The following is a 25,678-nucleotide window of genomic DNA, read 5'->3' on the forward strand; positions in this document are numbered from 1 at the left end:
GACATCACATGACCGCTCAGCGCCTCGACAAGGATGGCTCCGGCTATTTCCTCTATCACTCGATCGGCCAGTATCCCGGCAAAACCGAGGACATTGCCGCGGCGATGGCCGAGTTTGCCGGTGTCTGGGGTGCGCCGGACGATGGCCAGTGGGGTGCGATACTGGGTCGGCGCGCCGAATTCATCGAGCATTGGCGCCGGCTGATCGGCGCGCCCGAAGGCACCGTGACCACATCGGAAAACGTGACCGCCGCGCTCTATGCGTTGATCGGCGCGCTTCCGGGCATGCATCTCAAGGGACGGAAACTCCTTGTGGCAGGCGACTGCTTCCCGTCGCTGCACTTCCTCCTGACGGCGCTTGCACCCCGCTTCGGCTTTTCGCTGGAGACTGTGCCGCTGCGCCAAGGCGCGTCCTATGTGGAAGACGAGGACGTGATCGCGAAGTGGGACGAGACCGTCGGGCTGGCGCTCCTGACCTGGGTGTCGTCCACCTCGTCGCATCGGGCAGACATTGCCGCGCTCACCGCCCATGGCCGCAAGATGGGTAGCCTGGTCGGCGTCGACATCACGCAGGCCGCCGGGCTAATGCCGTTCTCCGTCAACGACCCGGCTGTGGATTTCACCATCTCCACCAGTCTCAAATGGATGTGCGGCACACCGGGTGCCGGCATGCTTCACGTGGCGAGCGATCTGATCGCCGCCTGCGAGCCTGAGTTTCGCGGCTGGTTCAGCCAAGAAAATCCGTTCTCCTGGGATCTCGACAAGTTCCATTATGCATCCGACATACGCCGCTTCGACAATGGCACCCCCTCGGTGGTCTCTGCTCTTGCAAGCCTGCCTGCGATGCGCTGGCATGCGGCCCAGGACCAGCAGGCGCTGCTTGCGCACAACCGGGCGCTGTCAGACGCCATCTTCGCCGGCATCGAGGGGCTGCCGTTCAGCCTCGTCAGCCCGCGCGACGACAATGTCCGCGGCGGCAGCGTGATGATCCGGCTGGACAGCAGCGAAACCGCCGAAGGCCTGCTTTCGACCTTGCGCGATCGCGGCATTTACGCAGACAGGCGAGACGCGCTGCTGCGCTTCTCGCCCGGTCCGGTGACGACGATGGATGGGGTCGCAGTGCTGGTCGATGCGATGCGAACCCATCTTTCCTGATCGACGCCTTTAAGTGCCCTTCGCCAGCTCCGGTGGTCCGCCAAGCGCCTCTTCTCCCCTGTAGGCCTTGGGCAGATTGGCTTCCGCCTCCTTTTCCGTCTCGTACCACTGCTCGTAGCGATAGAGCACGAGGTGGTCGCGGGAGAGCCCGCGCATCAGGCCGTACATCATCACAAGAATGACGAAGGCGAAGGGGAAGCCAGCCACGACGGCCGCCGCCTGCAATGCACTGAGCCCACCTGCCACCAGCAGCACCGCTGCGATCGCGCCTTCGGCAATTGCCCAGAACAGCCGCTGGACCTTTGGCGGATCGGCTTCGCCGCCGGCGGTCAGCATGTCGATGACGAAGGAGGCGGAGTCAGACGAGGTGACGAACCACATCACGATCATGATCACGAGCAGGCCGGTGATGATGTCGGTGAGCGGGTAGAATTCCATGAGCCGGAAGATGGCATTGCCATAGGCTTCCTGCGTAACGGCGATCAGGCCCGGATCACCAGCAAGCTCCATCTGGATGGCAACGCCGCCAAATGCCGTGAACCAGAAGAACATGATCGTTGCCGGCACGAAGAGCACGCCGAGCGTGAATTCGCGGATGGTGCGGCCGCGCGAGATGCGTGCAATGAAGATGCCGACGAAGGGCGACCAGGAAATCCACCAGGCCCAGTAGAAGATCGTCCAGTCGACCTGCCAGCTGGTGCCGGAATACGCCTCCGACCAGAACGAGAAATAGATGAATTCGTTGATGTAGTTGCCCATGTTCTCGACGAAGCTGTCGAAAATGTAGAGCGTCGGCCCGGCGATCACCATGAAGGCGAGCAGCACGAACGACATCTGGATGTTGAAGTTCGAGAGACGCTTGATGCCGCCATCAAGACCGGCCAGCACCGAAAGCGTGGCAAGTCCGGTGATGAATGCGATCAACAGCAGCTGGATGACGATGTTGTTGCCGATGCCGAAGAGCGTATCGAGGCCCGCATTGATCTGCATGACGCCGAGGCCGAGCGACGTTACGACGCCGAACATCGTGCCGAAGACGGCGAGGATGTCGACCGAGTGACCGAAGGGGCCGTAGATGCGCTCGCCGATGATTGGATAGAGCGCCGAGCGGATCGAGAGCGGAAGACCCTTGCGGTAATGGAAATAGGCGAGCGCGCATCCGACGATGCAGTAGACGCCCCAGCCGTGAAAGCCCCAGTGCAGGAACGAGAGGACCATGGCCTGCTCGGCCGCGGCAACACTTTCAGCCTCCTGGAGCGGCGGCGCGTAGAAGTGCGTCAGCGGCTCGGCGACACCCCAATAGAGCAGCCCGATGCCGATGCCGGCCGAAAACATCATCGCGATCCAAGAAAACAGTCCGTATTGCGGGGTTTCCGTCTGCGCGCCCAGCCGGATCGAGCCGTAGGGACCGATGGCGAGATAGAGGCTTGCGGCAACGGCGAGATTGGTGACGAGGATGAGGAACCAGCCGAAATAATCAGCGACCGCTGCCTGTGCTCCGAGGAAGATCGCGCCCGAGGTCTCGGGGAAGAGCGCCCCGAACAGGATGAACGCGACGATCAATCCTGCAGAGATCGAAAAGACCGGAATACTGACATGTGGAAACGGACCGAGCCGGCCAATTTTGACCTCTGAAGCCATGGAAAAATTGCCCTTCAAACGTTCTGAGATTGCGGCCAAAAGGTGGCCGCGCATGGTTCAGAATGCGCTGGAGGACAATCAGTTCCGAAAATGCTGATAAAAGGCGGGAAGCGCGGGCTCGCCCTCAGGCGACGGCCCGCGCCTGCCGGAAGGAAACGAGCCGGCGGGCGCTCTCGTCCCACAGAACGAGCTTTACGCAGGCAAGACTTTCCAGAAATGTGATGCGGCCGATATCGTGCAATTGGGGGTGGTCCCGAAGCACTTCGGGCAGCCTGTAGAACGGCACCGTTGCCGAGAGATGGTGCACGTGATGGATACCGATATTGCCGCTTATCCAGCGCAGGGGCGCCGGAAGATCGTAATGCGAGCTTCCATGCAGCGCCGCGTTCTGGAAGTTCCACTCGTCGGCATCCGACCAGTGGGTTTCTTCGAATTGGTGCTGCACGTAGAACAGCCAGACGCCAGCAGTGGCGGCCATCAGCGTGATCGGAATCTGCACGAGCAGGAACTCGATCGGGCCCATCAGCCACATCAGCAGCGCAACCGGAATGGCGATCGCGACATTGGTGGCGAGCGTCGATGTCCAGGGTTGGACGCCGGCCCGCATCAGCCCGAAGGGCAGGCGGTACTGGCAGATGAAGAGCCAGGCCGGTCCGAGACCAAACATGACGGCCGGATGGCGATAGAGCCGGTAGCGCAGGCGCCCGAGCCACGGCAGGGCGCGGTATTCCGCAACGGTGAGCGTCGTGATGTCGCCGATGCCGCGCTTGTCGAGATTGCCGGCGGTGGCATGGTGGACCGCGTGGGTCCGGCGCCAATAATCGTAAGGGGTCAGCGTAAAGACGCCGAGGACCCGGCCGATCCAGTCGTTGAGGCTACGGCGCTGGTAAAGCGTTCCATGCCCGCAATCATGCTGGACGATGAACAGTCGCACCAGAAATCCCGCAGCCGGTATGGTGAGCAGGAGACCCCACCAATAGCCGTGCGTGACGGCAAGCGCGGTCAGCGCCCACAGCGCCACGAACGGAACGGCCGTGATGGCCAGTTCGTAGGTGCTACGCACGGGATTAGGTTTGCGATAGGGGGCGAGGACTTTGGCCCACGCGCGCGCCTGCGCCTCGGCAGTCGCTTCATGGCTAGGACGTATGTTCACGAAAACTCCAACCGCGGCCGGGAGTTGAACCCATGCAGGAAATGCATGCGGGCTAACCGGACCAGTCGCGTCGAAGCGACGCGCCACACCCAGTGCTCTTACGACGTTGCAGGCTGAGGTGCAACGAAACAAGCGGCCTGCGATATTTTGACGTCATCGATTTCGGACCTGCCTCAGGCGGCGGGGTTCCGCCCGATCATGTTGATCATGGTCGGCGCGAGCAGATAGGGATGCCCGAGTGCCCAGCCGAAAGCCGGACTTCGGCCGATCATCTTCAGGAAACCAGCACTCACGGCGCGACCGGCTTTTCCCGCCTTGCGCTGCAGCGAGGTGCTGAGCGCCGCTTTCCCGATCTCGGTGTCGAGCGGATTGAATTCGCTATCCCGCAAAGCCGCATGTCCCAAGGCCTCATCGAAGACCAGCGCTGGAAACAGTTGCTTCACGCCTTCATGGGTGAACCGCCAGTAATCCGACGGATAGCCGTGAAATTGCCAGGCGAACGGCACTGAGAGACAGAGCACCCCGCCGGGCTTGAGCAATTGGGTGATCGCATCCGCCATGGCAAAAGGCTGCCGGCAATGCTCCATCACGCTCATGCAGAAGATCGTGCCGAAGCGCTGACCATCAAGCGCAGCTGAGATCGTCTCCATCGGCTGCGTCAGGTCAACGACGCGATCGACGCCGGCGCCTTCGAGCGCATCGATGCCGATGTAGTGGCCTCTGGGAGCAAACAGGGCCCTGAGATTCTGAGTATCGCCGTAGTCACGGGAACCGATCTCGAGGAACGGGCCGTCGAAAAGCGACGCATTTTGCTTGACGAACAGAAGCTGATTGCGATCGCCCATGAGTGTCTCCCCAATCCCGGGCAAACACTACCGCTGGCTGTAGCTTCTGTAAATCGACGCTAATGTGCAGGCAGAGCCTGCTACTGATCACTCATCTTCAAGGCAGCGATGAAGGCTTCCTGAGGAATGTCGACCTTGCCGAACTGGCGCATGCGCTTCTTGCCCTCTTTCTGCTTGTCGAGGAGCTTGCGCTTGCGGCTGGCGTCGCCGCCGTAGCACTTGGCCGTCACGTCCTTGCGCAGTGCCGAGATCGTCTCACGGGCAATCACCGAGCCACCGATTGCAGCCTGGATCGGGATCTTGAACATGTGCTTGGGGATCAGATCCTTGAGCTTCTCGCACATTTCCCGGCCGCGGCGTTCGGCGGCCGAGCGGTGCACCATCATCGACAGCGCGTCGACAGGCTCCGAGTTTACGAGGATCTGCATCTTCACGAGGTTACCCTCGCGATATTCGGTGATCTGGTAGTCGAAGGAGGCGTAGCCCTTCGACAGCGACTTCAACCGGTCGTAGAAATCGAAGACGACCTCGTTCAGCGGCAGGTCGTAGATGACCATGGCGCGATTGCCGACATAGGACAGGTCGACCTGGATGCCGCGGCGATCCTGGCAAAGCTTGAGCACCGAGCCGAGATAGTCGTCCGGCGTCAGGATGGTCGCGCGGATCCAGGGCTCGTGGATCTCGCGGATCTTGACCACATCGGGCATGTCGGCGGGATTGTGCAGTTCGCGCTCGGTGCCGTCTGTCATCGACAGCTTGTAGACCACGGACGGTGCCGTTGCGATCAGGTCGAGATCGAATTCGCGCTCGAGGCGTTCCTGCACGATCTCGAGATGCAGCAGGCCAAGGAAGCCGCAGCGGAAACCGAAGCCAAGTGCGGCGGAGCTTTCCATCTCGAACGAAAACGACGCATCGTTGAGGCGAAGCTTGCCCATGGCTGCGCGCAGATCTTCGAAGTCGGCGGCGTCGACCGGGAACAGGCCGCAGAAGACCACCGGCTGCGCAGGCTTGAAGCCCGGCAGCATTGTGGACGTCGGGCGCTTGTCCTCGGTGATCGTATCACCGACACGCGTGTCGGCCACTTCCTTGATCGAGCCGGTGATGAAGCCGATCTCGCCGGGGCCGAGTTCCTCGACCGTCACCATCTTCGGCGTGATCACGCCAACGCGCTCGACCGTGTATTTGGCGTCGGTGCCCATCATGCGGATGATCTGGCCCTTCTTCAGGTGCCCGTCGAGCACCCGCACGAGGACGATGACGCCGAGATAGCTGTCGTACCAGCTGTCGACGAGAAGCGCCTTCAGCGGATCGTTGCGGTCGCCACCCTTCGGCGGCGGCAGGCGCTTGACGATCGCTTCCAGCACGTTTTCGACGCCGAGACCCGTCTTGGCGGAAATTTCGACCGCGTCCGCCGTATCCAGGCCGATCACTTCCTCGATCTGCGCCTTGATGCGCTCCGGCTCGGCGGCCGGCAGGTCGATCTTGTTGAGGACGGTGACGATCTCGTGGTCGTTGTCGAGCGCCTGGTAGACGTTGGCGAGCGTCTGCGCTTCCACGCCCTGGCTGGCATCGACGACCAGAAGCGAGCCTTCGCACGCCGAGAGCGACCGCGAGACCTCATAGGCGAAGTCGACGTGGCCGGGCGTGTCGATGAGATTGAGAACATAATGCTCGCCGTCCTTGGCGTCATATTCGAGCCGGACGGTGTTCGCCTTGATCGTGATGCCGCGCTCGCGCTCGATATCCATCGCGTCGAGGATCTGGTCCTTCATTTCGCGCATTTCGAGCGAGCCGGTCATCTGGATGAGACGGTCGGCGAGCGTCGACTTTCCATGGTCGATATGGGCGACGATGGAGAAGTTGCGGATATGGGAAAGCGGCGTTTCGTTCACGGATCTGGTCATGGCGCGCATATAGCGCGGGAAAGGTCCGATTGAAACGGGATTCTCGCGGCTGGTAGCGGCTTGTCGAGGGCGTCAGTTCGTCGCGCTGGCGTCCTTGTCGGCCAGATCGGCCCAGGCATTCTGCTGAGCGAGAATGTTGCGCAGATAAGCGACGTTCGCGGCAGCCTGGGCCGGTTCCAATTCACCGGCAGCGATCTGTTCCGCTTCGCCGAAGCGGCCCTGAAGACCAACGACGAGCGCGAGGTTCTGGCGCACGCGGCTGTCGGCTTCCGGCTGGGCAACAGCCGTCTTGAGGTAGGTTTCGGCCGCCGGCAGATCGCCCTTCAGCAGGTAGGACATGCCGAGATTCGAAAGGACCGATGGTTCGTTCGGCTGGATGTCGAGCGCCTTTCGATAAAGCGCGCGCGCTTCCTGCGGCCGATCGAGCTGGTCGAGGATCGCGCCTTCTGCCGAAAGGAGCTTCCAGTCGGGCCGGTCGGGCGTCTGTGCACGACGGATCGTATCCAGCGCCGGCTGCAATTCGCCGGCTGCAGCCTGAGCCTTGCCGAAGGCGGCAAGCACTTCGTTGTCGGAAGGATGCGAGATGGCCACCTGCTGCATGACCGCCAGCGCCTGATCGGATCGCCCGTTCATGTTGAGGATGCTGGCATAGCTCATGCCGATCGACTTGTCCTGCGGGTTCCGCTCGTAGGCGGTACCGACGCGCCGGGTCGCAGCGTCGATCTCGACGGTGTTCATCGCAGCGACGGGCTTGCGCGAATCGCCGCCGGGAATGGAGCCTGTCGACATCTGGTCGCGGGCCGACGCGCATGCGGAAAGGGCGATGCCCAGCGCCAGAATGGCGCCAATTCGCGCGGTTCGGGAAACGGAAATGGCTCGTGTCGTCGCGTTTTTCATGGTCGTTCGCCCATCGTCAAAATGGCGGAGCGCTTGACATTCGAGGGGGTCGATTTGCAGCGCTGCTCGACTGAAAGAGATAATCTGTTAACCCTAACCGTTCCTTAACGCCGATTCCCTCCAGGCCGCCCTTGCGCGCTTGGCGGCATTCCACACGAGGCTCAGACGTGACGTTTCCCTTCGACCGCAAGCCCGTTTTCTCCGCACCTGCAGAGAACGCGTTGCCCGTTTGGCCTTTGGCCAAAGGCGCAGACGCTTCCCATGTGCCCCAGCATGCGAGCGACTGGGCAGACCGGGTGGGCTTCAAGGCGGATGCCGGAACACTGTTGCCTGTGCCGGGGCCGGACGGCGCGTTATCGGGCATCCTCGTCGGCATGGGTGCCAAGCCGCTGCCACTCGCAGCCGGCAAGATTGCCCGTTTGCTGCCGAAGGGCAATTGGCGCTACGCTGGCCCCGCAGATGGGGCCGAGGATTTCGCGCTCGGCTATGGGCTGGGATCCTACCGCTTCGACCGATACCGCACGAATGGCAACGGAACCGACCAGCCTTCGATGGCGCTTCCAGAGACAGTCGACGGCGCGCGCATCGAGCGCCTGATCGCCGGCTCGTTTCTCGCGCGCGATCTGATCAACACGCCGACCAACGACATGGGCCCGCAGCAGCTTGAAGATGCTTTTCGTGCCCTTGGCGAGCGGTTCGGTGCTGCGATCACGGTCATCAAGGGCGACGCGCTTCTGGAGCAGAATTTCCCGATGATCCACGCGGTGGGTCGGGCAAGCGTGGATGCGCCGCGGCTTCTTGAGCTGCGCCACGGCCGCGAGGGCGCACCCAAGGTGACCCTGGTCGGCAAGGGTGTCTGTTTCGACACCGGCGGGCTCGATATCAAGCCGGCTTCCGGAATGCTCTTGATGAAGAAGGACATGGGCGGCGCGGCCAATGTCATGGGCCTTGCCTTCATGCTGATGCATGCGGGCCTCGACATCGATCTGACGGTGCTCGTGCCAGCGGTGGAGAATGCCATTGCCGGTAACGCCTTCCGCCCTGGCGACATCCTGACGAGCCGCAAGGGACTGACGGTGGAGATCGGCAACACAGATGCGGAAGGCCGCCTCGTGCTCGCCGACGCGCTGGCGCTCGCCTCCGAACGCGAGCCGGAGCTTCTGATCGACCTGGCGACGCTGACGGGCGCTGCCCGCGTCGCGCTCGGACCCGACCTGCCACCCTATTACACCGATGACGAAACCCTCGCTGCCGAGATCGACGCGGCGCAGCGCGCGGTGGCCGACCCATTGTGGCGCCTGCCGCTGCACATGGGATATGATGGCGATCTCGCGAGCAAGGTCGCCGACCTCAACAATGCGCCGTCCGGCGGCTTTGCCGGTTCGATCACCGCGGCGCTCTTCCTCAAGCGCTTTGTCGCGGGGCCAGGCTCCTGGGTCCATTTCGACATTTATGGCTGGAATCCCAAGGATCGGCCGCAGTCGCCCATGGGCGGCGAAGCGCAGGCGATCCGCGCGCTGTATCATATCATCGAAAAACGCTATGGCTGACGGGTTGCTTGCGGGGTCGCCAGGGCACTGAGAACGGGATTGGCAGCGAGCCGGCTCGCTGGCGTGACAAAGGGGCGAGGTGGACGATGCTGCAATTGCGGGCTTCGGAAGCGCTCGGGCTCTGGCATCGCGTCAGCGTCGATCTGGTACGCGAGGCGGGTCCGGACCTGACGCTGCGACAGCTTGCGATTCTTAGCCAGATCTACCTCGTCGCGCCGCCGCATACGGTGCGCGGACTGGCAGCAACGCTGAATGTGACGAAGCCGGTGATCACCCGTGCGCTCGATCGCATGGGGCAGATGGGTCTGGTCGACCGCGTCCGCGACGACGACGACAAGCGCAACGTGATCATCAAGCGCACCGTGAAGGGCGCGCTGTATCTGGAGCGCCTGGGCGACCTGATCGTCGCATCCGGGCGCGAGTTGGAAGGGTGAGACGACGCCATGCTTGATCGAAGGCTGAACGCCTATCGTGCCGACCTGGCCGAAGAGCGGCTGAAAGGCTTGGTCGAGGCTGAAACCTTTACGAAAGGCACCGCCGGGCGCGTTTCGGTGCCGCTCGCCGATCTCAGGCCGCATCCCGACGGCAACGTCGGGATCGACAGCCAGTTGCTCCTGGGAGAGCGGGTGCAAATCTTCGACCGCGCGAACGGCTTCGCGTGGGTGCGCGCTGAGCTCGATGGCTATGTGGGCTACATTTCGGAAGGCGCTATCAAGGAAAGCAGTGATGAAGCGCCGACCCATTGGGTGACGGCGCTGCGCACCTATCGATACGCTGAACCGGACATGAAGCGACCGATCGTCGACCAGCTTTCGATCGGAAGCCGGCTAAGGGTTGCCGGTGAAGCCGAGGTGCGCGGCACGCAGTATGCGCTGACGGACGACGGCCATGCCGTGATCGCCGCGCATCTGGCGCCGATCGACACTGCGTCGTCAGACCATGTGGCCTGGGCCGCACGCTTCCTAGAAACGCCCTATCTCTGGGGTGGACGCTCCGGTTTCGGCATCGACTGTTCCGGCCTGGTGCAGATGGCGCTCATGATGGCAGGCCAGGCTGCGCCGAGGGACAGCGACATGCAGGCAAACGATCTCGGTAGCGAGATCGGTTTCGACGAGCGTCGACACGGCGACCTTGTCTTCTGGAAAGGCCATGTCGCGATCCTTGAGGACGCCGAGACGGTGATACACGCCAATGGGCACACGATGACCGTTGCCCGCGAGACGCTGGCGGATGCGATCACGCGGATCGGTCCTGTCTACGGCCGGCCGACGAAGCTGCGGCGTGTGCGCTGAACACAGCTGGCCCTACATCCTCTCGCTCGGCAGCGCACTGGCTTGTTTTACCCAGGCGCGGAACTGGGCTTCGTTCAGCGTGTCGTCTTCGTGGATGTCGAGATAGCGCACATTGGCCTGTTTGGACTTGCCGGGCGGCACGGGGTCGAGCGAGGCGCCGTGGAAGAATGCAACTTTCACGTACTTTGCGAAGCAGTGGAAACTTAAAAACCACCCATCATCATCCGCGCCGTAAAAGGGCGAATTCCATTTGACTGCCTTGCGCACGTCCGGGACTGTTTCATTGATCAGCGCATCGAGGCGCCGACCGAGATCGCTCTTCCAGCCCGGCATCGCCACGATATAGGCCTGGACCGGGGCCTCACCATATCCCTTCGCGATCTGCGGATTGCCGCCTGAGAGAAGGCGGGGTTGATCGTCGGCTTTTGGCGGCTTTTGCGAGGTGTCTGCCATTGTCGCGCATCCAATCGAGGCCCTTGGCGGCAGCTTATCGTCCTCGTGCGGCGGATCAATAGCCAGCGGTGCGGTCGACCAGGTCGGTGAGTGGTCCACCCGCATCGTGGCGGTTCATTTGCGCGACCATCGGCGGGATGATCTTCGCGGGAGACGAGGCAGCGGCGGCATGCGGTGTGATCGTGACGCGCGGATGATGCCAGAGCGGGCTTGAGGCAGGCAGCGGTTCGCTCTCGAAGACGTCGAGGCTTGCAGCGGCAAGTGCATCGCTCTCGAGCGCGGCCAGGATGTCGGCCTCGTTCTGCAATCCACCACGGCCGGCATTGATCAGGATCGGACCTGCAAAGTCCGGTCCGGCTTTCTTCATCTGCGCGAAAAGCGGCGCCGCGAGAATGCCGGCTGTCTCGGGCGTCAGCGGCAGCAGGCAGACGATCATGTCGGCGGAGCCGAGGAAGGCACCGAGTTGGTTTTCACCGGCAAACATGGTGATGCCTGAGGCCACGTCCTTTGGCCGGCGGGACCAGCCCGTGACCCGAAAGCCCAGCGCCTGCAACTTGGTCGCCGCGTCGAGCCCGAGGTGTCCGAGGCCCATGATGCCAACGGTGACCTCGTCCGCAGACTTTTGGGTGAGATCTTCACGCCAGACGCAACGCCGTTGCTGGTCGCGATAAGCCAAGCCCTTCCGGTGATGGTCGAGCACCTGCCAGACGACATATTCGCTCATGCGCAGCGTAAGATCGGGCGAGACGACCCTGACGATCGGCACGTCCGGCACATGCGGATCCTGGAAGAGATGATCGACGCCCGCGCCGATCGAAAAAATCGCCTTCAGGTTCGGCAGGTCCTTGAGGATCCCGTGCGGCTGCTTCCAGACGACCGCATAGTCGATGGTGGGGTCGGCCGCGTGATCGGGAGCCAGCACGATGTCGCGATCGGGTGCTTCATGGCGCAGCGTCTCGAGCCAGACATCCGGCGACCAGCCGGTGAGTGACAGGAGAATGCGACCCTTGCGTAACATGTCCATCATGCGTCCCGAAGATCGACGAAGCGGGTGTGGTGGCGGTCAAACCAGTTGAGGGCGATGAGCGTGAAGCCGTTCGTGATGTGGCCGGCATCCGCAGCCGCGATGGCATCTTTGAGCGAGACGCGAAACGGGAAGATCGTCTCGCCCTCATCCGTGCCGGCCTGCGCATGAAGCGCTGTCGCATCGACCGGCGCGACGAAGAGCGTGGCGTACTCGTCCGACATGCCCGGCGACGGCAGGAAGTCGGCCGCCCAGTGCAGCCTTTCAGCGACGAGCCCCGTTTCCTCCGTCAGTTCGCGCAGGGCGGCAGCCTCGATGTCTTCGCCGGCATCGACGGCGCCGGCGACGATCTCGATCATCATGCCGCGCCCGGTGCGCAGATGCGCCGCGAGCCGGAACTGCCGGAGCAGGATGATGTCGCCGCTGCGCTGATCATAGGGCAGCACGGCAGCGGTGCGATGGGTCACGAGAAGCTCGCGCGTCAGCACCGGTGCGCCGTCATCCGGCTCCACCGGACCGGCCGCCTCGTTGGCTTCCGCGAAGGTGACGAGATCATAGGTGCGAAAGCTGGAAAACACCGTCTCGCGCGCGTCGATGCGGATGCGGCTTTCGCCGTCCTTGAGGTCGATCGCGGTGTCCGTCACTGGTTCACCGCTTCCCTGGCCACGGTCTCCATGCCGAAAGCTGCCGCCATCAACGCCTTGGTGTAGTCCGTCTGCGGGTTGTCGAAGATCTGGTCGGATGAGCCGCGTTCGACCACCCTGCCGTTGCGCATCACCATCACCTCGTTGGCGAGCGCACGCACGACCTTCAGATCGTGGCTGATGAAGAGATAGGCCAGATCGTGCTTCTTCTGCAGGTCGCGTAACAGATCGACCACCTGCGCCTGCACGCTCATGTCGAGCGCCGAGGTCGGCTCGTCCAGCATGACGAAACGCGGTTTCAGCACCATGGCGCGGGCGATCGCGATGCGCTGCCTCTGGCCACCGGAAAATTCATGCGGATAGCGGAAGCGGGTTTCCGGGTTGAGGCCCACTTCCTGCAGCGCTTCGACGACTTTGGCGTCACGCTCGCTGGCGGACAGCTTGGGCTCATGGATCGCAAGCCCCTCGGCCACGATTTCCGCCACGGACATGCGCGGAGACAGTGAGCCGTAGGGATCCTGGAACACCACCTGCATGCGGTTGCGCAGCGGCTTCATCTCGGCGAAGGAAAAGGCGTTGATGTCCTTGCCGACGAAGCCGATGCGTCCTTCCGACGCGATCAGGCGCGTCAACGCAAGGCCGAGCGTGGTCTTGCCGGACCCGGATTCGCCCACGACGCCGAGCGTCTGGCCGGCGCGCAGTTCCAGATCGATGCCATCGACCGCCTTCACATGGTCGACGGTCTTGCGCAGGAAGCCCTTCTTGATCGGGAACCAGACCTTCACGCCGGTGCCGGAAAGCACGACGGGGGCGTTTTCGTTCAAGGCCGGCGCGCGGCCCTTTGGCTCGGCCGCCAGCAGATGGCGCGTATAGTCGTGTTGCGGATTGGCAAAGATCTCCGCCGTCGGTCCCGTCTCGACGATCTTGCCCTTGGTCATGACGCAGACGCGATCGGCGATCTTGCGCACGATGCCGAGATCGTGGGTGATGAACAGCATGGCCATGCCGTGCTTGTCCTTCAGCGACTTCAAAAGCTCCAGGATCTGTGCCTGAACTGTCACGTCCAGCGCAGTCGTTGGCTCGTCGGCAATCAGCAGCTTCGGCCGGTTGGCGAGCGCCATGGCGATCATGACGCGCTGGCGCTGGCCACCCGACAGCTGATGCGGAAACGCTTCAAGCCGCTTCTCCGGCTCTCGGATACCGACCTGATGCATGAGATCGATGACCTGCGGGCGCGCCTCACTTTCGCGGATGCCCTGATGCAGCATCAGGATTTCGGCAATCTGCTTTTCGATGGAATGGAGCGGGTTGAGCGACGTCATCGGCTCCTGAAAGATCATCGTGATGTCGTTGCCGCGCACGCGCCGCAGCGCTTTCACGTCGGCCGACAGCAGGTCCTGCCCATCGAACAGGATCCGGCCGGATGGATGGCTCGCGGCCGGATAGGGCAGAAGTTTGAGAACCGAAAGAGCGGAGACCGACTTGCCCGATCCGGACTCCCCGACAAGCGCCACCGTTTCCCCGGCATGGATGTCGAACGACACGCGATCGACCGCCGGAACGGTGATGCCCTCCTGGTGGAAAGCGACGGAGAGGTCTTGGACGGAAAGGAGAGGCGTATCTGGCACGTTGGTCAATGCGGTTCCCCTCACCGGAAAGTCTTGCGCGGGTCGAAGGCGTCGCGGGTCGCTTCGCCGATGAAGATCAGGAGCGAGAGCATCAGCGATATGACGAGGAAAGCGGTGATACCGAGCCAAGGGGCCTGCAAATTGCGCTGCCCCTGCGCGATCATCTCGCCGAGCGATGGCGAGCCGGGGGGCAGGCCAAAGCCCAGGAAGTCCAGCGAGGTCAGCGTCGTTATCGAGCCTGATAGGATGAAGGGCAGGAAGGTGAGCGTGGCGACCATCGCGTTGGGCAGAAGGTGGCGAAACATGATCGTGGTGTTCGAAACGCCGAGCGCGCGGGCTGCGTTCACATATTCGAAATTCCGTGCGCGCAGGAACTCCGCACGCACGATGCCGACGAAGGCGACCCAGGAAAAGAGCAGCATGATGCCGAGCAGCACCCAGAAGCCGGGCGGTAGGATCGCGGCGATGATCAGGAGAATGTAGAGCACGGGCATCGAGGACCAGATTTCGATGAAGCGCTGCAGAATGAGGTCGGTCCAGCCGCCGAAATAGCCTTGCACGGCACCGGAGGCGACGCCGACGACGGCCGATGCTGCTGTGAGAATGAGCCCGAAGAGCACCGAGATGCGGAAACCGTAGATCAGTCGGGCGGTGACGTCGCGCGCCTGGTCGTCCGTGCCGAGCCAGTTCATGTTGCCAAGCGTGCAGTTGGGATCGTCCGCGCCCAGCGGATAGGCCGAGCAGCGCTCGGTCTCGCTCATCATCCAGAAGGGCGGGGTCGGCGCCGAGCGCGGGATGTTGGAATTTGCCGTCTGGTAGGAATAGCGGATCGGCGGCCAGATCATCCAACCATTCGCCTCGATCTCCTCCTGGATGAAGGGATCGCGATAATCGGTCTGCGCGAGGAAGCCGCCGAATTTCTCCTCCGGATAGTCGACGACGACGGGGAAGAGGATCTCGCCATTGTAGGATGCGATGATCGGGCGATCATTGGCGATGAATTCGGCCAGCATGGCCAGCACGAACACGACCAGGAATATCCACATCGACCAGTAGCCGCGTCGGTTGGCCTTGAAGTTTTGCCAGCGGCGCCGGTTCATCGGTGAAAGGAAGGCACGATTGGGACGCGGCGGCGCGACAGGCGTGTCGGTGCCGGGGCCTGGAGCCTCCGCGGGCGCCGAGCGCTCGGTCGGTGAAACGGGCTGAGTGACGGTCATGTCAGACATCCCTCCGCTCGAAATCGATCCGCGGGTCGACCCATGTGTAGACGAGGTCGGACAGAAGCCCGATCAGGAGCCCCATGAGCGAGAAGATGTAGAGCGTCGCGAACACGACCGGATAATCGCGCCGCACGACGGATTCGAAGCCGAGGCGACCGAGGCCATCGAGCGAGAAGATTGTTTCGATGAGCAGCGATCCGGTGAAGAAGGCCGAGATGAAGGCTGCCGGGAAGCCGGCGATGATGATCAGCATCGCGTTGCGAAAGACGTGCCTGTAGAGCACGGAGCGCTCCGACAGACCCTTGGCCCGCGCCGTCGTCACATATTGCTTGCGGATTTCGTCGATGAACGAGTTCTTGGTCAGGAGCGTCGTCGTGGCAAAGGCGGCGAGCGCGAGAGACAAAAGCGGCAGCGTCAGGTGCCAGAAATAGTCGATGATCTTCTCCCACCAGGAGAGCTGGGCGAAATTGTCGGACACGAGACCGCGCAAGGGGAACCAGTCGAAGAATGATCCGCCGGCAAAGAGCACGATGAGGAGAATGCCGAACAGGAAGCCCGGAACCGCATAGGCGACGATGATGATGCCGGACGTCCACACATCGAAGCGCGAGCCGTCCTCCATGGCCTTCTTGATGCCGAGCGGGATGGAGATGATGTAGGAGAGAAGCAGGATCCAGACCCCGAGCGAGATCGAGACGGGCAGTTTCTCGATGATGAGATCGATGACGGTCACGTCGCGGAAGTAACTCGTCCCGAAATCGAACCGCAGATAGTTCCAGATCATCGTTGCGAAGCGTTCGAGCGGTGGTTTGTCGAAGCCGAACTGCGCTTCCAGCTGCGCGATGAATTGCGGGTCGAGGCCCTGCGCACCGCGATAGCGCGATGAACCGCCGTCGCCGCCAGAAAACTCCTGGCCTGCACCGAGATCGCCGCTGCCGCCGCCGATGCGATCGGACAGGCCGTCGCCCTGACCGGTGAGGTCGGCAATGACCTGCTCAACCGGCCCGCCCGGGGCGAACTGGATGACGGCGAAGGAGATCGCCATGATGCCGAAGATCGTCGGGATCATCAAAAGCAGGCGACGCGCGATATAGGCGCCCATCAGATGCGGTTCCCTCTGAAATGCCGGTGAAGGCGCGCAGAGCTATGTCCTGCCAATTGCCCGACCCTTTTCCTGGTCGTACCACCAGAGCTGTTCCACCGGCCACCCATAATCGGGCTTCGGCTCGACAAAGCCGAACATGTCCCAGTGGGCGACGAGATGATTCGCCGAATACCAGTTTGGAATCCAGTCGAGCCGCGCCCGCAAGACCCGATCGAGCACGCGCATCACCGTCACCAGTTCGTCGCGGCTTTCCACCCGTTCCAGGCGCTCGAGCAGTTCGTCGTAGATCGGATCCTTCATGCCCGGCAGATTCCGGGTGCCCTTGATGTCCGCCGAGCGCGTCGAGAGGAACGTCGCGAAGGATTCGGCCGTCGGCGTGGCCGTGAATTGCACGGCCATCATCACCATGTCGAAATCGTAGTCACTGGTGCGTGCGGTATATTGTGCCGAATCGACGAGCCGGAGCCGCGCATCGACGCCGATACGGCGCATGTTTTCGATGAATCCCGCATGCAGCCGTTCGAAGACTGACGCCTGGATGAGGATTTCAAGCGCAATCGGCTTGCCGTCGCGTGATAGCCGACCGTTCTCCTGAGCAAATCCGGCTTCGCGGAGCAGGTCGACCGCGCGCTGCAGCAGACGCCGGTCGCGTCCGGAGCCGTCCGAGACCGGCGGCAGGCGCGGCTCGCCCGTCAGGCCCTCGGGGAGCGGGTTCTCAAGCCCGTCGATCAGCGCCTGTTCGGCGGCATCGGGCAAGCCTTCGGCCTTGAACTCTGAATTCTCGAAGGCCGACTGCGAGCGGGCATAGAGCCCGTAGAAGAGCTTGTCGTTCGTCCATTCGAAATCGAAGCACAGGCCGATCGCTTCCCGTACCCGGATGTCGTCGAAGGGCGCGCGGCGCTGGTTCAAGGCCCAGGCCTGCATCGCCGGACGTGTCTCGCGCGGAAATTCGCGCTTCAGCACCCGGGCATCGGCAACGGCCGGAAAGTCGTAGCCGGTCGACCAGACCTGCGCGGTCGATTCCTGCCTGAAATGAATGTCACCTTTCTTGAAGGCTTCGAACTCGGCTGTCCGCTCGGCATAGAACTCGATGCGGATGATGTCGAAATTCGCGAGACCCCGGCGCGTCGGCAGGTCGGCTGCCCAGTAATCGGGTACGCGCTCATACTCGATGAAGCGGCCCGACTCGACCCGGCTCGGCCGGTAGGGGCCAGAGGATACGGGCACGTGAAGTGACGATGCCGTAAACTCGTTAGCCGAATAATAGATTTGCGACAGGATGGGGATCGATGCGAGGGCGAGCAGGGCATGGCCGGACTGCTGGCCGTCATAAACGATCTCGATCGTCCGGGCATCAAGCGCCGCCGCCCGTGTCATCGAGACGAGCGCGGACGAAAGCTGTGGATGACCCTTCTCCTTGATCAGCTGCAGCGAGAAGGCGACATCGTCCGCCGTAAGTGGTGTCGCGTCGTGGAAGAGGATGCCGTCCCGCAAGCCGAAGCGCGCCGTGTTGCGATCCTCGGAGATCTCGACCCACTCGGCCGCGTGGCAGTAAAGAGCATCCGGCTCATCGAGCGCCAAAACCATCAGCGTGTCGAAACACATGTCCATGCGCGGCGGCGCGTCGCCTGACAGCACGAAGGTGTTCAGCGTGTTGAAGGTCTGCGGGTTCTGGTTGTAGAGCCAGTTCGGCACGGCCATGTGGAACCGGCCACCCTTCGGGGCGTCCGGAGTCACATAGTCGAAATGAGCGAAATCCGGAGCGTATTTGAGTTCGCCGAAGGCCGAGAGCCCGTGCAGGCGCCGGCCGGTCGGGTTGGCCGCGAAAGCACCGCTGATCGACATCGGCAGGGCCATCGCTGCGGCCGCTGCAGCCGCCCCTTTCAGAAAGGTCCGCCGGGCGGCGTCCGGCGGAAGGAGCGACGGGGCCATCGGCTCAGCCCTCATTGCCGCTTTCTGCATCCTTCGACCACCAGACTTCCGGGAAGCCGATCGAATATTCCGGCAAAAGCTCGGGACGCGCGAACTTGTCCCAATAGGCGATGCGTGCGGCGCGGGCCGTGTAGGTCGGCACCACGAAATCATGGGCGAGCAGCACGCGGTCGAGAGCACGCGTTGCGGCGATCAGCGTCTCCCGGTCGTCGGCAAAGACCACTTCGCGAATGAGCGCGTCGATGCCGGGATCGGCGATGCCGCCGAAGTTCTGGGACCCTTCGCGCTCGGCCGAGCGTGCGCCCCAGTATTCCCACTGCTCGTTGCCGGGCGACAGCGACTGGCCCCAGCCCGCATAGATCACGTCGAAATCGCGGGAACGGATGCGGTTGATGTACTGCGAGGGTTCGACCGTGCGCACAGTGACGGCCACGCCGATCCGGCGGAGATTTTCGCTCCAGGGCAAGGCGACGCGTTCGATCGTCGGGCCGTTGAGGATGATCTCGAAGCCGAAAGGCTGCCCCGTCTCGACATGAACCATGCGATTGTTCTGAATTTCGTAGCCGGCTTCCGAAAAGAGGCGCACCGCCTCCCGCAGATTGTCGCGTTGCGCCTGCGGGTTTCCACCCGTCGGGTTGGTGTACTCCGTCTCGAACACTTCCGCCGGGACCTGATCGCGCACGCGCTCGAGAATGTCGAGCTCCTCGCCTTCGGGCAGACCCGAGGATGCGAGTTCCGTGCCGAAGAAATAGCTGTCCACCCGCTCGTAGGCGCCGAAGAAGATCGTGCGGTTCAGTTCCTCGAAGTCGAAGGCATAGTTCAGCGCGCGGCGCACCCGTTCGTCCTGGAACTTCTCGCGGCGCAGATTGGGGATAAAGCCGACGAGCTGGCCGGAGGCGCGATAGGGGTTTTCCAGTTCCTCGCGCACGACGCGGCCGTCATTGGCGGCCGGGAAATCGTAGCCTGTTTCCCAGCGAATGGCTGCATTCTCTTCCCAATAATCGAAATTGCCGGCCTTGAACGCCTCGAATTCCACATTGCGGTCGGCAAAATAGATGTAGCTGATGCGGTCGAAATTGTTGGTGCCGACCCGTGCCGGCACGTCGGCGCCCCAATAGTCCTCGACGCGCTCGTAGGTGATGTCCGCACCCGGATTGAAGGAGGCAATGCGGTAGGGCCCGGAGCCGAGCGGCGGCTCCAGAGTGGTAGAGCCGATATCGCGCGGCTGGCCGTTGGGCCCTTCACCTTCCCACCAGTGCTTCGGCAGGATGAGCAACTGACCCACGATTTGCGGCAATTCTCGGTTGTTGGCCTCATCGAAGGTGAACGTCACCTCCCGCTCGCCGGTCGCTTCCGCGCCGGTGACATGCTGGTAGTAGAACTGCATCTGCGGATCGAGCTCGACCGCCTTTTCGAAGCTCCAGACGACGTCATCCGTCGTCACCGGTTCGCCATCATGCCAACGCGCACCTTCGCGCAGCCTGAACGTGACGGAAGAATAGTCTTCGGGATAACTCACCGCTTCCGCGAGAAGCCCGTACTCGGCCGAAGCTTCATCCTGGGAACGCTCCATCAGCGTTTCGTAGACAAGGTTCAGGCCCGTTGCCAGTTCACCGCGCGCAAGCAGCGGGTTGAACGTGTCGAAGGAGCCAGACTGCGAAAGCCGCAATGTCCCGCCCTTGGGCGCTTCCGGGTTCACATAATCGAAATGCGGGAAATCGGCCGGGTATTTTGGTTCGCCGATGAGGGCTGCGCCATGGCGCCACTCCCGTGCCGGATCCTCCTGTGCGACGACGGGGGAAACAGCATTCGCCATCAGAAAAACGGCCCCGAGAGCCACAACGGCGATGCGCTGTCTTGAAGTCTTGCCACAGGCTGCAATCATGCAGGTCTCCTCATGCGTTGCCCAACCAGACAATAAGCAAAATTGTGACAAAGAACAGGCTGTGCACTGTCACGCGCTCGTGAGGCAAAGCCTCGTCGTAGGATCATTTTTTGTCAGGGGGCTGGAATCAAAAAGCCGGAGCGATGGCTCCGGCTCTTGAAACTTGTAGAACGTGCGTCCGCTTATTCGGCGGGCAGCTCGGCCGGCGTGTCGGCCAGTGTGCGCAGATACGCGATCACAGCTGCACGGCGATCGTCTTCCACGACGCCCGGATAGGCCATGTAAGTGCCTTCGACTTCATCCATCGGTGCAGCGAGGAACTGGTCGAGAAGGGCGTAGTCCCAGACAGCGCCTTCGCCGCCATAGTTCACGAAGTTCTCTGAATATTCGAAGCCTTCGACGCCGGCGACGTCACGGTTGACAATGCCCCAGAGATTGGGGCCGACGATCGCTTCGCCGCCCTCATCGACCGAATGGCAGGCGGAGCATTCCTGGAAGACTTCTTCGCCGAGAGCCACGTCAGCGGAGGCGATGAGCGCAACGGCGCCACCGGCAGCCGAAGCTTCTTCGTCAGCGGGTGCAGCTGCGTCTTCGGCCGGAGCGGCTTCAGTTGCGTCCTCAGCGGGAGCGGCGTCTTCTGCCGGAGCAGCTTCTTCGGCAGGCTCTGCAGCCGGTGCGGTGCCTTCTTCGGCGGGAGCGGCTTCGCCTTCGGCTGGCGCGGCATCCTGTGCGGGAGCGGCGTCGTCCGCAGGAGCAGCCTCTTCCGCAGGAGCGGCTGCTTCTTCGCCTTCAGCAGGCGCGGCCTCTTCTGCAGGGGCTTCTTCACCTTCGGCCGGCGCTGCAGCTGCTTCACCACCGGCTGCGGGCAGCGCGACGGGTTCGTTGGACAGGGTTGCCAAGTAGGCGAGCAGGTCGGCGCGGTCGCTGTCGTTGGCGAGACCGGCGAAGCTCATCGACGTGCCGGGAACTTCTTCACGCGGAGCAAGGATGAAGGCGTCGAGATTGGCGAATTCCCAAGTCTTCGCACCACCTTCGCTGTATTCGACCATGCCGGCGGAGTAGGAGAAGCCTTCGTTGTTGGCAACCGGGTTACCGACGACATCCCACAGGTTCGGGCCGACGCGGTTGGCGCCACCTTCTTCGGCGCTATGGCATGCGGCGCAGCGGCGGAAGATCGATTCGCCGTTTGCAGCGTCGGCATCGGCAAGCATCGCGAGAGCCGGGCTGCCCTCGGCAGCGGCTGCTTCGCCTTCGCCGCCTTCAGCGGCAGGTGCTTCAGCGACTTCGACGGGCTCAGGCAGCGGTGCCGGCTCGTTGGAGAGCTCGCGCAGATAGGCAATGACGTTGGCCAGTTCGTCTTCGCGCGTCAGGCCGGCAAAGCTCATCGCCGTGCCCTGAATGTAGCTGCGCGGAGCGGCAAGGAAGCCGGCAAGGTGTTCGTAGTCCCAGACCACTTCGCCGCCTTCGGAGAATTCCGTCATTGCGGCCGAGTAGCTGAAGCCTTCGTGGCTTGCGATCGGACGGTTGACGACGCCCCAGAGGTTCGGTCCGACGCGGTTTGCGCCACCCTCGTCGACAGTATGGCAAGCCTGGCACTTGGCGAAGGATGCCTCACCGGCAGCGGCATCGGCCGTCTGCAGCAGGTTTGCGATCGGCGTCGCCTGCGGAGCACCGCCGCCATCACCAGTCTCGGCCTCGGCAACTTCGATCACGAAGCCTTCCTGTTCGGGCGCTTCGGCGTGAAACAGCGCATCCGACACGAGCGACACCGACATAACGACAAAGACTGTGCCGAGAAATGCGCCGGCGGCCATGTTCAGATAAGAGGAGTTCATTCCGTAGCTCCGATGCGCCGCTGCCCTTGCGACAGGGGCCTTCTTGAATTCGCGCGGAACCTATGTCTTTTGCACAGGGCTTGCAACACTGTTTGTCGCAGCCCGCCTGAGACTTTTTGACACTTTTTCGCCCTTTCCGGCCTGGGAAATCATGACGACACAAGACGCTGGTGAAACGATCGTGCTCATTCCGGCGCGAATGGCCTCTACCCGCCTGCCGGGAAAGCCGCTCGCGCCAATCGCCGGGCTACCGATGATCGTGCAGGTTGCCATGCGGGCAATGGAAGCGAATATCGGCCCCGTCGCCGTCTGCGCCGATACCGATGACGTGCGCGAAGCGGTGGAGGCCGCGGGCTTCCGCTTCATCATGACGGGCACGCAGCATCAGTCGGGGTCCGATCGCATCGCCGAGGCGCTGCAGACGCTCGATCCCGAGGGCCGCATCAAGCGCATCGTCAATCTGCAGGGCGACCTGCCGACCGTCGATCCTGAGAGCTTGGCCGCTGCGCTCCGTCCGCTCGACGATCCAGCCGTCGACATCGCGACGCTCGCCGTCGAGATCACCGAGGACGACGAGCGCAGCAATCCCAATGTGGTGAAGGTCGTTGGCACCGAAATCGCACCCAACCGGCTTCGGGCACTTTATTTCACCCGCGCGACGGCACCCCATGGTGATGGTCCGCTCTATCACCATGTCGGCCTCTACGCCTACCGGCGCGAGGCGCTCACCCGTTTCGTGGCGCTCGGACCCTCGCCGCTGGAACTGCGCGAAAAGCTCGAGCAGTTGCGCGCGCTCGAAGCCGGTATGCGCATCGATGTCGAGATCGTCGACACGGTTCCGCTTGGCGTCGATACCCCGGCGGATCTTGCAAAGGCGCGGCGTCTGCTCGCCAAGGACTGATAAGGACAATCAATGACCGAGATGACCGGCAAAATCGCCTTCCAGGGCGAATTCGGCGCGAATTCCGACATGGCGTGCCGCGACATGTTTCCAGACATGGAACCGCTGCCCTGCGCGACCTTTGAGGATGCATTCGCCGCTGTGGAGGCTGGGACGGCCGATCTCGCCATGATCCCGATCGAAAACACGATCGCCGGTCGCGTGGCCGATATCCACCATCTTCTGCCGGAATCCTCGCTGCACATTGTCGGCGAATATTTCATGCCGATCCATTTCCAGCTGATGGTCCTGCCCGACGCCGACATGGCGGACATCAAGACGGTGCACAGCCACATTCATGCGCTTGGCCAGTGCCGCCGGATCGTGCGCGAAAACAAGTGGAAGCCTGTCGTGGCCGGCGACACGGCCGGTGCGGCAAAGCTCGTTGCCGAGCGCGGTGATCCCACCATGGCGGCCTTCGCGCCAAGGCTCGCAGCCGATCTCTACGGGCTGAAGATCATCGCGGAGAATGTCGAGGATACCGAAACCAACGTGACACGGTTCATCGTCCTGTCGCGCGAAGCCCAGTGGGCGCCTCGCGGATCCAGCGACGACCTGATGGTGACGACGTTCATCTTCCGGGTGCGCAATCTGCCGGCCGCGCTCTACAAAGCGATGGGCGGTTTCGCGACCAACGGCGTGAACATGACGAAGCTCGAGAGCTATCAGCTCGGCGGCAAGTTCTTCGCCAGCCAGTTTTATGCCGACGTGCAGGGCCACCCGGACGACGACAATCTTGCCCGCGCGCTGGAGGAACTCGCCTTCTTCTCGCGCGAGATCAAGATCCTCGGCGTCTACCCTGCACACCCTTTCCGCGTCACCCAGATGGCGGAAGAGGAACTGGAGCAGGTGCAGATCCCGACGGCCAAATAGCGCCGCAAACGGCAGTGGTCGGGCTTAGCTCCGCGCCACCCAGTCGCGCAAGAGCCGGTTGGCGATGGTGCCATCCGGCGCCGTTGTCAGTTCGCCCTCGATTCGCTCTAAAAGGCGCACGGCCTCCTGCCGCGTGAACCAGCGGCAGTCCTCGAGCTCGTCACCGTCCATGGCAATGTCCATCGACAGCGCCTGCGCATAGAAGCCGACCATCATCGTATGCGGCATCGGCCAGGGCTGGCTGGCGTGATAGCGCACCTGCCCGACCGAGATGCCGGACTCCTCGTGGGTTTCGCGCCGGACGGCGTCTTCCATGGTTTCGCCTGGTTCCAGAAAGCCGGCGAGGCAGGAATAGAAGCCCGGTGGGAAATGCGGGCTGCGCCCAAGCAGGCAGCGATCCTCGGCTTCGTCGATGGCCAGCATGATGACGACGGGATCGGTGCGCGGAAAAAGCGTCGTGCCGCAGCCGCCTTCCGTTTCGGGGCAGCGACGGCGGTAGCCGCCGGCCTCGCTGACGGTTCGGCCGCCGCACACGCCGCAAAATTGCGACGAAAGCGTCCAGTTCACCATCGCCGTACCCTGCGCGACGATGCCGACGGTCTCGTCCGGTAGCAGATGTTTCAGGTAGAGCCCACGCGGCGCGAGCGCTTCGAGCCCTTCGGGCAGCGCCTCGACATCGGCCTTGAGCGGCATCGCGACCTGCGCGACTCCCTTGTCGTAGCCGAGCAGAATGGCGTTGGAACGATCGGGCGACAGCGCCTCGAAGGCGCTCAACGAGAGACCCGCCTGCGGCTCGCCTTGCCGGTTGTCGAGGAGAAGCTTGCCGCCGATGAAGCCGAAGATACGCGTTTTGGGAGCCGACAGCGCGTCCTCGAGGCATCCTGCCGGCCGCTTTTCAGAAAGCCGCTGCAGCCGGTTGCCGGCAAACGCCACGCGGGCGCTGGGCTCGGCGCCGGTTCCGGTGAAGAGAGATGTCATGGGATCAGTCAAAGCTTTGCGAGAATGGAGGCGATGAGGCTGCGGGCGTCTTCTTTGTCATAAGGGGTGCGGGTGCCGACGCCCCAGACCGGGCCCGGCCAAGCCTCGTCGCCCTCGTTCCTGGCGATCACATGCATGTGGAGCTGGCGCACATGGTTGCCAAGCGCGCCGATGTTCAGCTTGAGACAGCCCGTCGCGTCCTTCAGCGCCTTGCCCGCCATGCCGAGTTCGAAGGTCAGCATCGTCTGGTCGAGCGGTGAGAGGTCGTGCAGTTCGCTCATCCCGTCGCGCTGCGGCACAAGGATGATCCAGGGCCAGCGCGCATCGTTCATCAGCCGCACCTGGCACAGGCCAAGGCTTGCCATGGCGATGCTGTCGTTTTCGAGCCGCTCGTCGAGCGTGAAGGATGCCATACGCGTTACTCCGTGCCCGGCGCGCGCGGATGTGCGAACGGCCTTGCCGCATTTTTCGCGCGCCGCCTTGCAATTGGCAAGCCTTTGAACGATATCCGGGCCGGGAGGTTGGTGGTGGACGAACCACTCGCCAACCGGGTCAGGTCCGGAAGGAAGCAGCCCCAACGAGGAACGGTACGGGTCATCGTGCCAGCCTCCCACCTTGACCGCTCTGGTGCGCATGCAGTTGCGGCACCATGTGGCTCAAGAGGCTCCAGGCAACGCACCCCCGCGTTGACGCGCGGGCCTCGGCAGGGCCAAGATGGCGGCCAC

Annotated in this window: 22 protein-coding genes and 1 other RNA gene; 7 read left to right on the forward strand and 16 right to left on the reverse strand. The window is 63.0% G+C overall.

From position 1 onward, the window contains the following. The first annotated feature begins 8 nt into the window (after positions 1–8). The gene (locus QQL76_RS17450) at positions 9–1,154 is read left to right on the forward strand and encodes an aminotransferase class V-fold PLP-dependent enzyme (protein WP_499208732.1); all 1,146 of its coding nucleotides are present in this window, start codon (positions 9–11) and stop codon (positions 1,152–1,154) included. Positions 1,155–1,163: 9 nt separating this feature from the next. Here QQL76_RS17450 and QQL76_RS17455 read toward each other — a convergent pair whose 3' ends face one another. The 5 genes from QQL76_RS17455 to QQL76_RS17475 form a co-directional block, all read right to left on the reverse strand. Next, a complete protein-coding gene (locus tag QQL76_RS17455) occupies positions 1,164–2,795 on the reverse strand; it encodes a BCCT family transporter (RefSeq protein ID WP_499208733.1) in 1,632 nt (543 codons plus the stop codon). A gap of 124 nt (positions 2,796–2,919) precedes the next feature. After that, positions 2,920–3,948, reverse strand: coding sequence for a fatty acid desaturase (locus QQL76_RS17460; RefSeq protein ID WP_499208734.1), 1,029 nt, complete (start codon positions 3,946–3,948; stop codon positions 2,920–2,922). A 173-nt stretch (positions 3,949–4,121) separates the two neighbouring features. Next, positions 4,122–4,793: a class I SAM-dependent methyltransferase gene (locus tag QQL76_RS17465; RefSeq protein ID WP_499208735.1), complete on the reverse strand. Its 672-nt coding sequence runs from the start codon at positions 4,791–4,793 to the stop codon at positions 4,122–4,124. An 80-nt stretch (positions 4,794–4,873) separates the two neighbouring features. Next, positions 4,874–6,697, reverse strand: a complete 1,824-nt coding sequence (gene lepA / locus QQL76_RS17470) for a translation elongation factor 4 (RefSeq protein ID WP_245451391.1) — start codon at positions 6,695–6,697, stop codon at positions 4,874–4,876. Positions 6,698–6,769: 72 nt separating this feature from the next. Beyond that, complete coding sequence (locus QQL76_RS17475) at positions 6,770–7,594, reverse strand: tetratricopeptide repeat protein (RefSeq protein ID WP_499208736.1); 825 nt, start codon at positions 7,592–7,594, stop codon at positions 6,770–6,772. A gap of 167 nt (positions 7,595–7,761) precedes the next feature. Here QQL76_RS17475 and QQL76_RS17480 point away from each other — a divergent pair, with 167 nt between their 5' ends. The 3 genes from QQL76_RS17480 to QQL76_RS17490 all read left to right on the forward strand — a co-directional run bounded on the left by QQL76_RS17480 (position 7,762) and on the right by QQL76_RS17490 (position 10,436). Next, complete coding sequence (locus QQL76_RS17480; protein WP_499208737.1) at positions 7,762–9,144, forward strand: leucyl aminopeptidase family protein; 1,383 nt, start codon at positions 7,762–7,764, stop codon at positions 9,142–9,144. Between the two features lie 86 nt (positions 9,145–9,230). Next, complete coding sequence (locus QQL76_RS17485) at positions 9,231–9,578, forward strand: helix-turn-helix domain-containing protein (RefSeq protein WP_499208738.1); 348 nt, start codon at positions 9,231–9,233, stop codon at positions 9,576–9,578. A 9-nt stretch (positions 9,579–9,587) separates the two neighbouring features. Beyond that, positions 9,588–10,436: a C40 family peptidase gene (locus QQL76_RS17490; RefSeq protein ID WP_499208739.1), complete on the forward strand. Its 849-nt coding sequence runs from the start codon at positions 9,588–9,590 to the stop codon at positions 10,434–10,436. Positions 10,437–10,448: 12 nt separating this feature from the next. Here QQL76_RS17490 and QQL76_RS17495 read toward each other — a convergent pair whose 3' ends face one another. From QQL76_RS17495 to QQL76_RS17535, 9 genes are all read right to left on the reverse strand, one after another. Next, entirely contained in the window at positions 10,449–10,889 is a 441-nt protein-coding gene (locus QQL76_RS17495) for a DUF1801 domain-containing protein (RefSeq protein ID WP_499208963.1), read from the reverse strand. 55 nt (positions 10,890–10,944) lie between these two features. After that, positions 10,945–11,907, reverse strand: a complete 963-nt coding sequence (locus QQL76_RS17500) for a 2-hydroxyacid dehydrogenase (RefSeq protein WP_499208964.1) — start codon at positions 11,905–11,907, stop codon at positions 10,945–10,947. 5 nt (positions 11,908–11,912) lie between these two features. After that, the gene (locus QQL76_RS17505) at positions 11,913–12,557 is read right to left on the reverse strand and encodes an NUDIX hydrolase (RefSeq protein ID WP_499208740.1); all 645 of its coding nucleotides are present in this window, start codon (positions 12,555–12,557) and stop codon (positions 11,913–11,915) included. After that, entirely contained in the window at positions 12,554–14,185 is a 1,632-nt protein-coding gene (locus QQL76_RS17510) for an ABC transporter ATP-binding protein (RefSeq protein ID WP_499208965.1), read from the reverse strand. Before QQL76_RS17510 ends, QQL76_RS17505 begins: the two co-directional genes overlap by 4 nt. A 20-nt stretch (positions 14,186–14,205) precedes the next feature. Beyond that, entirely contained in the window at positions 14,206–15,285 is a 1,080-nt protein-coding gene (locus QQL76_RS17515) for an ABC transporter permease (protein WP_499208966.1), read from the reverse strand. A gap of 118 nt (positions 15,286–15,403) precedes the next feature. After that, complete coding sequence (locus QQL76_RS17520) at positions 15,404–16,507, reverse strand: microcin C ABC transporter permease YejB (RefSeq protein ID WP_499208741.1); 1,104 nt, start codon at positions 16,505–16,507, stop codon at positions 15,404–15,406. Between the two features lie 42 nt (positions 16,508–16,549). Next, the gene (locus QQL76_RS17525; protein WP_499208742.1) at positions 16,550–18,442 is read right to left on the reverse strand and encodes an extracellular solute-binding protein; all 1,893 of its coding nucleotides are present in this window, start codon (positions 18,440–18,442) and stop codon (positions 16,550–16,552) included. A gap of 4 nt (positions 18,443–18,446) precedes the next feature. After that, positions 18,447–20,258: an extracellular solute-binding protein gene (locus tag QQL76_RS17530; protein WP_499208967.1), complete on the reverse strand. Its 1,812-nt coding sequence runs from the start codon at positions 20,256–20,258 to the stop codon at positions 18,447–18,449. Between the two features lie 251 nt (positions 20,259–20,509). Next, positions 20,510–22,162, reverse strand: a complete 1,653-nt coding sequence (locus QQL76_RS17535) for a c-type cytochrome (protein WP_499208743.1) — start codon at positions 22,160–22,162, stop codon at positions 20,510–20,512. 151 nt (positions 22,163–22,313) lie between these two features. On the opposite strand from QQL76_RS17535, the gene QQL76_RS17540 reads away from it, so the two are divergent. Together QQL76_RS17540 and QQL76_RS17545 are read left to right on the forward strand one after the other, a co-directional pair. Continuing rightward, on the forward strand, positions 22,314–23,063 hold the full coding sequence (locus tag QQL76_RS17540; RefSeq protein ID WP_499208744.1) for a 3-deoxy-manno-octulosonate cytidylyltransferase: 750 nt from the start codon (positions 22,314–22,316) through the stop codon (positions 23,061–23,063). 12 nt (positions 23,064–23,075) lie between these two features. After that, on the forward strand, positions 23,076–23,975 hold the full coding sequence (locus QQL76_RS17545) for a prephenate dehydratase (protein WP_499208745.1): 900 nt from the start codon (positions 23,076–23,078) through the stop codon (positions 23,973–23,975). Between the two features lie 24 nt (positions 23,976–23,999). On the opposite strand, the gene nudC is transcribed toward QQL76_RS17545, so the two are convergent. Continuing rightward, a complete protein-coding gene (nudC, locus tag QQL76_RS17550; protein WP_499208746.1) occupies positions 24,000–24,953 on the reverse strand; it encodes an NAD(+) diphosphatase in 954 nt (317 codons plus the stop codon). Between the two features lie 8 nt (positions 24,954–24,961). Next, positions 24,962–25,366, reverse strand: a complete 405-nt coding sequence (locus tag QQL76_RS17555; protein WP_126006931.1) for an HIT domain-containing protein — start codon at positions 25,364–25,366, stop codon at positions 24,962–24,964. Positions 25,367–25,469: 103 nt separating this feature from the next. On the opposite strand from QQL76_RS17555, the gene ffs reads away from it, so the two are divergent. Next, positions 25,470–25,567: signal recognition particle sRNA small type (gene ffs, locus QQL76_RS17560), an RNA gene on the forward strand. Positions 25,568–25,678: the final 111 nt, after the last annotated feature.

Origin of the sequence: Rhizobium albus (genome assembly GCA_030160035.1) — a bacterium.
GTDB lineage: Bacteria > Pseudomonadota > Alphaproteobacteria > Rhizobiales > Rhizobiaceae > Georhizobium > Georhizobium albus.